Below are 8159 nucleotides of genomic sequence, written 5' to 3' on the forward strand. Positions count from 1 at the left end.
GTGCGTTGCTGGGGGCCGCCGTCGGGCAGCGGCGGGTGGGGGATACCCAGCATGTCCATCAGCCGGAACGCGTTGCGGGGGCCCTGGTTGGCGTAGTTGGTGTTGAAGAAGACGTGGACCGCCTCGGCGGCGCGGACCGCCGCCTCCAGCTTGTCCCGCCACTCCTCCAGTTCCTCGGTGCTGTATTCCCAGTTGAAGCGGTCGCGGCTGGAGCCGGTGAACTTGTACCAGGTCTCGTAGTTGCGACCATGGAAGCGGATGATGGCCAGGCGCGGATTGGTCACGCCGTACACCGGCGGGACGCTCCCGGTGCCCATCTGCGGCTCGTCGGCCATGGTGAAGGCAAGGCCCGCCTCCTGGAGCAGGCGCAGCGTGTCCTCGGCGTGCTCCGGGTCGAGCCAGTCGCGGCGGCGGAACTCGACCGCGATGGTGAAGCCGGGCAGCAGCTCCGGCAGCAGGCGGAGGTACTCGCGGTGCTCCTCGGTGTTGCGGTAGGAGGGCGGGAACTGGAAAGTGAGCGCGCCCAGCTTCCCGGCCTGGGCCAGCGGCTCGATCGCCTCCCCAAAGGCCTCGGCCACGGCGGCGTCGGGCACGGGCGCCTCGCCCCTGGGCGTCTCGGGCGTGCTGGTCAGCTCGCGCGGCGGCTTCACGTCGAAGATGAAGCCGGGCGGCGTGCGCTGCACCCACCCCTCGACCATGCGCCGGTTCGGGATGCGGTAGTAGGTGGTGTTGACCTCCACGATCGGGAAGTAGCGGGCGTAGAAGGGGAGTTGCTCCGCCGGTTTGATCCCCGGCGGGTAGAAGGGATCGTGGTCGCTCCAGGCAGAGGTGCCGATGAGTAGCTGACCCATGTGTGCGCTCCTCCCAACCGGTATCGGTCCCGGCGCGGCGTGCGCGGAGCCGGATAATGGGATCCGCGGTGCTCCGGCGCTCGATTATCGCACGGCGCGCGAGCCCGTTGGCAGCATCCGTGCAAGTGCAGACGCAGGGTCCGCGCCCACGCTGACGTGCGCGATGGGCCAGGAACGCCCCGGCGGTGCCCGGCGCGACGTGGTGCACGCCCAATGCCCGCCGAACCGGAAGGAGCCACACCATGGCCATCATCCCGCAGCAAGATCAGGAATACCTAAAGGGGCTCTTCGCCGAGAAGCTGGAGCACCCGGTCATGCTCCGCTTCTACACCCAGCGCCAGTCGGTGCTGAGCGTCCCGGGGCAAGAGTGCGGCACCTGCTCCGACACCCACGCGCTGCTGAACGAGTTGGTCGCGCTCTCCGACAAGCTCACGCTAGAGGTCCACGACTTCGTCGCCGAGCAGGAGCAGGCGAAGGCCGAGGGGATCGAGGAGATCCCGGCGATCGTGCTGGAGGGGCAGAACAAGGGCACGGTGCGCTTCATCGGCGTCCCGGCCGGCTACGAGTTCGCCACGCTGATCGAGGATCTCATCGACGTCTCCCGCGGTACCACGTCGCTCCAACCGTCCAGCCGCGAGGTGCTGGTCACGCTGGAGAAACCGGTCCACATCAAGGTCTTCGTCACCCCTACCTGACCGTACTGCCCGAGTGCCGCCAGGCTGGCGCACATGATGGCGATCGAGAGCGACAAGGTGACGGCGGACGTGATCGAGGTGAGCGAGTACCCCCTCATGGCCCAGCGCTACCAGATCTACGGCGTGCCGAAGACCGTCATCAACGAGTCGATCGAGCTGGAGGGCGCGCGACCGGAGGCGGCGATGGTCGGCGCGGTCGAAGCCGCGTCCCGCACTGCCGCGTCCTGACCGGGCACACCGCCCGGCTCTCGCGCACCATGAGCAGCGACGGCGCTCCAGACCGGGCGCGTCTCTGCTACAGTTAGAAAGTAACCACGCCGTCGTGTGGCCCAGAGTCGGTCCCGGTCCACTCGTTCCACCCCGTGCGTGCCTCGCGACGGCACGGCCGCAGTCATCGTAGGTGAGGAGCACGGCGATTCTATGCGCCCGGTCCGGCGCATCATCACCCCGCTCGAGGAGTTCATCCATTCGGAGGTGTCGGGCGGGATCGTCATGCTGCTCGCGGCCCTCGTCGCGCTCATCTGGGCCAACTCACCCTGGAGCCAGAGCTACACGGACCTCTGGCACACCCCGCTGCGGATCGGAGTCAACAGCACCGCGCTGCCCCTGACCCTCCACCAGTGGATCAACGACGGCCTGATGGCCATCTTCTTCCTCGTCGTCGGCCTGGAGATCAAACGGGAGCTGCTGGTCGGTGAGCTGTCCTCGCCGCGGCAGGCGGCGCTCCCAGTCGCGGCGGCGTGCGGCGGAGCGATCACGCCGGCGCTGATCTACCTCGCGCTCAATGCCGGGACCGATATGGTCCGCGGCTGGGGCGTCCCGATGGCGACGGACATCGCCTTTGCGCTCGGCGTGCTCGCACTGCTCGGGTCGCGGGTGCCGATCGGGTTGAAGGTGTTCCTGACGGCGCTCGCCATCGCCGACGACCTCCTGGCCGTGCTCGTGATCGCGATCTTCTACACCGGCGACCTCAACTGGGGAGCACTGGCGGTCGGTGGCGGGATCCTGCTTCTGCTGCTCGGTGCGAACCTGGCGCGGGTGTCCCAGCCGATCGTCTACGCCGTGCTCGGGGTCGGCCTGTGGCTCGCGTTCTTCCAGTCTGGCATTCACGCGACGGTGGCCGGGGTGCTGCTGGCAATGACCATCCCGGCACGGAACCGAATCGACCCTACGGAGTTCCTCGACCGGGCGGGCGCCGCGCTGGAGGAGTTCCGCGACGCCTGCGAGCCGGGCCGGAGCGTCCTCTCCAACGAGCGGCACCAGCAGGCGCTGCACGCGCTGCGGGCCGCAGTGGAGCAGGTGCAGCCGCCGATGCAGCGGATGGAGCACGCGCTCAATCCCTGGGTCGCCTTCCTCATCGTGCCGCTCTTCGCGCTGGCGAATGCGGGGGTCGCGATCGGGGGCAACCTGCGCGACGACTTCTCGAGCACCGTCACGCTCGGCGTGCTCCTCGGCCTCATCATCGGCAAGCAGATCGGCATCACCGCGACCACCTGGCTGGTGGTGCGCACCGGGCTGAGTAAGCTCCCGGAAGGAGTCACGTGGCGACACCTCCACGGCGCAGCCACGCTGGGAGGGATCGGCTTCACCATGGCGCTGTTCATCGCGGAGCTGGCCTTCGTCGACGAGACCCACCTGACCATGGCCAAGCTGGGGATCTTCGCGGCCTCGCTCGTCTCCGGCATCCTCGGTTGGATCCTGCTGCGCCTCACCCCTGCCCCGCAGACCCGCCAGGCCATCCAGGCGGCTGATTGAGCGTGATCGGGCTCTCAGCGCGCCGGTATCGTGCATAGCTCCCCTCTCCCAACGTTGGGAGAGGGGTCGGGGGTGAGGGCCGCTCCGGCGACACTGCACGGTTGACGGCTCGGCGGGATCGGGTCTACACTGGGCACGCAAGACCTTCGGGGCAGGGTGAGGCGCGTGGCGCCAATTCCCGACCGGCGGTATAGCCCGCGAGCGGCGAGAGCCGCAGGATCCGGTGAAACTCCGGGGCCGACGGTATAGTCCGGATGGGAGAAGGTATGCGACGGCCGGTCCGGCCGTGCGAACCTATCTTGCCACCGCAACCCGAGGGCTTGCCCTCGGGTTTTTCGTGTCAACGACGCGGGGGCGAGCCATAGTGACCACGGACTGCCGGGTCGTGCCGGCAACCGACCTCCACTGGATGCGGCGGGCTCTCGACCTCGCCGCCAGCGTCCGCGGGCGCGTCGCGCCCAACCCCGCCGTTGGAGCTGTCCTGGTCCGCGACGGCCGCCTGGTCGGCGAGGGAGCCACCGAGCCGCCACCCGGCGCCCACGCCGAGATCGTCGCGCTCCGACAGGCGGGCGCCCTCGCTCGCGGCGCCACGCTATACGTCACTCTCGAACCATGTGCCCACTACGGGCGCACCCCGCCCTGTGTCGATGCCCTGATGACGGCCGGGATCGCCCGCGCCGTCGTGGCGCTGCGCGACCCCTACCCGGCGGTCAACGGGCGAGGCCTCCGCCGCCTGGCCGAGGCCGGGGTGCAGGTCGAACTGGGCTTGGCCGCCGGTGCCGCCGCCGCAATCAACGCCGGGTTCCTCAAGCGGGTGCACTGCGGCCTGCCGGAAGTGACGGCCAAGTTCGCGGTCAGCCTCGACGGCAAGATCGCCACGCGCACCGGCCATGCGCGCTGGATCACCGGCGCCGAGGCGCGGCGTGAGGGCCACCGGCTGCGCGACATGCACGACGCCATCATGGTCGGCGTCGGCACGCTCCTGGCCGACGACCCGCTACTCACCACGCGCCTCCCACCCGAGGACTGCGGTGCCGGCGGGCCGCATCACCCACTCCGCGTCGTGGTCGACAGCCGGGCGCGGACCCCACCGGGTGCCGCCATGCTGCAGCCGCACGTCCCGGGTCGCACGCTGATCGCGACCACCGGTTCCGCCCCACCCGAGCGCGTCGCGGCACTTCACGCGGTTGGCGCCGAGGTGGTGACGCTCCCGGACCAGGGTGGGCGGGTCGACCTGCATGCGCTGCTGCGTTGCCTCGCGGCGCGGGGCGTCAACAGCGTGCTGGTCGAAGGGGGCGGGACGCTGCTCGGCGCGCTCTTCGACGCGGGGCTGATCGACCGCGCGGCCGCGTTCATCGCCCCGATCATGATCGGCGGGCGGGATGCGCCGGGCCCGCTGGGCGGCGAGGGTGTGGCCACGATGGACGCGGCGTGCCGCCTCCGCGAGGTCGAGGTGCGACAGGTCGGGAGCGATCTCATGGTGCAAGGCCGGGTACAGCCGATCCCCGGACTGGAGGAGGTGTGATGTTCAGCGGCATCGTCGAGGAAGTCGGTACCGTCGCCGCGCTCGGCCGGGCCGGTGGCGACGTGGCGCTCACCATCCGCGGCCGCACGGTGCTGGAGGGCACGCGGTTGGGCGACAGCATCGCCGTCAACGGGGTCTGCCTCACCGTCGCTGACCTGGGCGCGGACCACTTCGTCGCCAACCTGCAACCGGTGACGCTCCGGCTGACGAATCTGGGTGATCTCAGCCCGGGTTCCCCGGTGAACCTGGAGCGCTCGGTCACAGTCGGCGGCAGGATCGGCGGCCACTACGTCCAGGGCCACATCGACGGCACTGGCCGAGTCGTCTCGCACACGCCGGACGGCGCAGCGGTCGTGGTCCGCATCGCGACACCGCCGGAGATCCATCGCTACCTGGTGCCGCGCGGCTTCATCGCCGTCGACGGCGCCAGCCTGACGATTGTGGAGGTGCTGCCGGACGGCTTCACCGTCTCGCTGGTGACCCACACCCAGCACCACACCACGCTGGCGCGCAAGCGGCCCGGCGAGCGGGTCAACCTGGAGGTGGACATCATCGCGAAGTACGTGGAGCGGCTCTGCGGTCCGCAGCCCGGCGCGGGAGTCGACCTCGACCTGCTGCGGCGGGCGGGGTTCGCCTAGGGGGAGGAGGCACCGTGCCGCTGGCGACGATCGAGCAGGCCATCGCCGCGCTGCGCGCGGGCCGGTTCGTCATCATCATCGACGGGCCGGACCGGGAGAACGAGGGCGATCTCTGCATCGCCGGGCAGTTCATCACCCCGGAAGCGGTGAACTTCATCGTGCGCGAGGCGCGCGGGCTCCTCTGCGCGGCGATGGCCCCGGAATGGGTCGATCGGCTCCGCCTGCCGCCCATGGTCGACCCGGCGGTCAACTCCGCCCCGTTCGGCACCGCCTTCACCGTGTCGGTGGAGGCGCGGGAGGGGGTAACGACGGGCATCTCGGCGCACGACCGGGCCCGGACGATCCGCACCCTGGCCGATCCGGCGTCCACTCCCGCCGACTTCGCCATGCCCGGCCACGTCTTCCCGCTCCGCGCCCGCCCCGGCGGGGTGCTGGAGCGACCGGGGCAGACCGAGGCGGCGGTCGACCTGGCGCGACTGGCCGGGCTGCACCCGGTCGTGGCCATCTGCGAGATCATGGCGGACGACGGGACCATGGCCCGACTCCCCGTGCTGGAGCGCTTCGCCGCGCGCCACGACATCCCGATCATCAGCGTCGCCGACCTCGCCGCCGTGCGCCGGGCACAGGCAGACCGTCACCCAGCCGGCTTGGCAGACCCCAGCCCCGCGGGGACCGTCGCCCGCGAGGGCTCGACGTACGGGCGACGCTAGCGGCGGCGCAGCGACCACACAACCGCCGGGGGCACCAGGACACCCCGGCACGCAGCAGGCGTAAGGAGAGAGACGATGCGGACGATTGAGGGCATGTTAACCGGGCGCGGGCTGCGCATCGGTATCGTGGTGGCGCGCTTCAACGAGTTCGTCACTTCCAAGCTCATGGAGGGCGCGCTGGACGCGCTGGTGCGGCACGAGGTCGATCCCGACGCCATCGACGTGCTGTGGGTGCCGGGCTCGTTCGAGATCCCGCTCGCGGCGAAGCGCATGGCCGACTCCGGGCGCTACGACGCGGTCGTATGCCTCGGCGCCGTGATCCGGGGCGCGACGCCGCACTTCGACTACGTCGCTGCCGAGGTCGCCAAGGGCGTGGCGAACGTCTCGCTCGCCACCGGCGTCCCGGTCATCTTCGGCGTGCTCACCACCGACACCATCGAGCAGGCGATCGAGCGCGCCGGCACCAAGGCCGGCAACAAGGGCTTCGACGCCGCCGTCACCGCAATCGAGATGGCGAACGCCCTGCGGCAACTGGACACCGTCGCGGGGAGGGACTGACCACGAGGGCGACATCAGCGGAGCCGGGCAGTCGGCCCGGCTCCGCATCCTGCGTCCTGCCCCGAAAACCACGCAGGCTCCGCCGATCGCCACTCTCTCACGACATGACCACGCGCAAGACTTGACATTTCGCCAGTCTGTGATACGATCATAGTACCTTTGTACTAGCCATGTTGTGCCGTTGGACCGCCCGACGTATGGGGCGAGTTCGGCGCGCCTGTATGGAGGGAGGTCGGGGGGCGAGACGCCTCGCGCCCCGGCGAGAGGTTCCTGCATGCCCGGCGCGAGGCACGGGGTACGGGGAGGAGTGCCGGTCGGCGACCGGCAGGAAGGACGCATGCCATTGCACACCAGACTGCTTCGCCTCGCGGTGGCGCTGGGACTCGTCGCCGCCCTCTTCGCTGCTGCCATCAGCCCGACCGTCGCGGCTTCCGAGGACGCGGTGGTGGGCCGCATCTACTTCCCCTGGGTGCCGCACAACAACACGATCGCCGGGGTGGCTGGCGTGACCGGCGCGATCGTCGTGCAGAACGTCGAGCCCGTCGCCGTCGATGTGGTGGTGAAGACTACGACTGGGGAGAAGCTTGCCGCGCTGACGCTCAAGCCGCGCGCATCACAGGTGTGGACCGCCGCGCAGCTCAAGATTCCCCGGGAGTACCCGGAAGAAGGCGTGTCGGGCGGCGCCGGGATCATCGTCGAGGCACGCTGGAACGACCCCGAGGAGATCTACCAGATCGACCATAGCATCTGCGTGCGGCGAGATTGGTCTGTGGTGAGGGTATCGTCGCGCAACTACGACATCATCCAAGACTTCAAGTCCCCCATCGTGATCGCGAAGATCGCGCAGGGGAATTTCGTCTTCCCGGCCGGCAGCTATGTCACGTGGTGGGATGGGAACGGCACGCTCGTCATCGACTGGAGCCCGGGCGGGCCGGAGCCGGACACGAACACCGCGTATCAGGTGACGGCGTATGAACGGTGTCGGCCCCCACGGATCGCAGGGATCGAGAAGCACGCGGTCGGCACCCTGTTCGGCCCTCAGACGACAAGCACCACCGACATGGTGGACGGCTACAGCGCTGTGCCACAGAGCGACCTGGAGCTCGCCGCAGAAGGCGGGGAGACACTGGAAGGGCAGGTCCGCTGGGTTGTGCCGATCGTGCAGACCAGCAGCGGCTGGAACACCGAGATCTTCATCACCAATGTCTCGCAGAACGACGCTACCGTGAACGCGACGTTCTATCCGGCGGCTGGGCAGGGCGTGGCCGGGCGAGGCACCCTCATCCTCGGCAACTACTGGCTGCCCGCGGGGGAGAGCGTCTCGGTTGACCTCCTGGCCGACACCCCGTTGCCGGAGGGCCGCGTCGGCTCGCTCTGGGTGGACGCGAATGAGGACGTGGTCGTCGCCGCGTTCCGGATGAAGCCGG

The 8159-nt window shown here is 69.8% G+C and carries 8 protein-coding genes and 1 riboswitch; of the genes, 7 read left to right on the top strand and 1 reads right to left on the bottom strand.

Going from position 1 to position 8159, the window contains the following annotated elements; translation table 11 throughout:
- On the bottom strand, nucleotides 1-851 hold an 851-nt coding region (locus tag IRZ30_RS13435; RefSeq protein WP_294085933.1), incomplete at its 3' end, for a DUF72 domain-containing protein.
- Between the two features lie 242 nt (nucleotides 852-1093).
- Between IRZ30_RS13435 and IRZ30_RS13440 the strand changes: the two genes are divergently transcribed.
- The 7 genes from IRZ30_RS13440 to IRZ30_RS13470 all read left to right on the top strand — a co-directional run.
- Nucleotides 1094-1774, top strand: coding sequence for a thioredoxin family protein (locus tag IRZ30_RS13440; protein WP_294085935.1), 681 nt, complete (start codon nucleotides 1094-1096; stop codon nucleotides 1772-1774).
- Nucleotides 1775-1966: 192 nt separating this feature from the next.
- Nucleotides 1967-3301 carry a Na+/H+ antiporter NhaA gene (gene nhaA, locus IRZ30_RS13445; RefSeq protein WP_294085936.1) on the top strand — a complete coding sequence of 445 codons (1335 nt, stop codon included), beginning with the start codon at nucleotides 1967-1969 and terminating at the stop codon, nucleotides 3299-3301.
- Between the two features lie 138 nt (nucleotides 3302-3439).
- Nucleotides 3440-3571, top strand: a riboswitch (FMN riboswitch).
- A gap of 91 nt (nucleotides 3572-3662) precedes the next feature.
- Nucleotides 3663-4826, top strand: coding sequence for a bifunctional diaminohydroxyphosphoribosylaminopyrimidine deaminase/5-amino-6-(5-phosphoribosylamino)uracil reductase RibD (gene ribD, locus IRZ30_RS13450; RefSeq protein WP_366945351.1), 1164 nt, complete (start codon nucleotides 3663-3665; stop codon nucleotides 4824-4826).
- A complete protein-coding gene (locus tag IRZ30_RS13455) occupies nucleotides 4826-5464 on the top strand; it encodes a riboflavin synthase (RefSeq protein WP_294085940.1) in 639 nt (212 codons plus the stop codon). Before ribD ends, IRZ30_RS13455 begins: the two co-directional genes overlap by 1 nt.
- Before the next feature lie 14 nt (nucleotides 5465-5478).
- Entirely contained in the window at nucleotides 5479-6174 is a 696-nt protein-coding gene (gene ribB, locus IRZ30_RS13460) for a 3,4-dihydroxy-2-butanone-4-phosphate synthase (protein WP_294085943.1), read from the top strand.
- Between the two features lie 75 nt (nucleotides 6175-6249).
- Nucleotides 6250-6732 carry a 6,7-dimethyl-8-ribityllumazine synthase gene (ribE, locus tag IRZ30_RS13465; RefSeq protein ID WP_294085945.1) on the top strand — a complete coding sequence of 161 codons (483 nt, stop codon included), beginning with the start codon at nucleotides 6250-6252 and terminating at the stop codon, nucleotides 6730-6732.
- A 343-nt stretch (nucleotides 6733-7075) separates the two neighbouring features.
- Nucleotides 7076-8159, top strand: a 1084-nt coding sequence (locus IRZ30_RS13470) for a hypothetical protein (RefSeq protein ID WP_294085947.1), incomplete at its 3' end; no start/stop codon positions are given.

Origin of the sequence: Sphaerobacter sp., from assembly GCF_019683595.1 — a bacterium.
Lineage (GTDB): Bacteria > Chloroflexota > Chloroflexia > Thermomicrobiales > Thermomicrobiaceae > Sphaerobacter.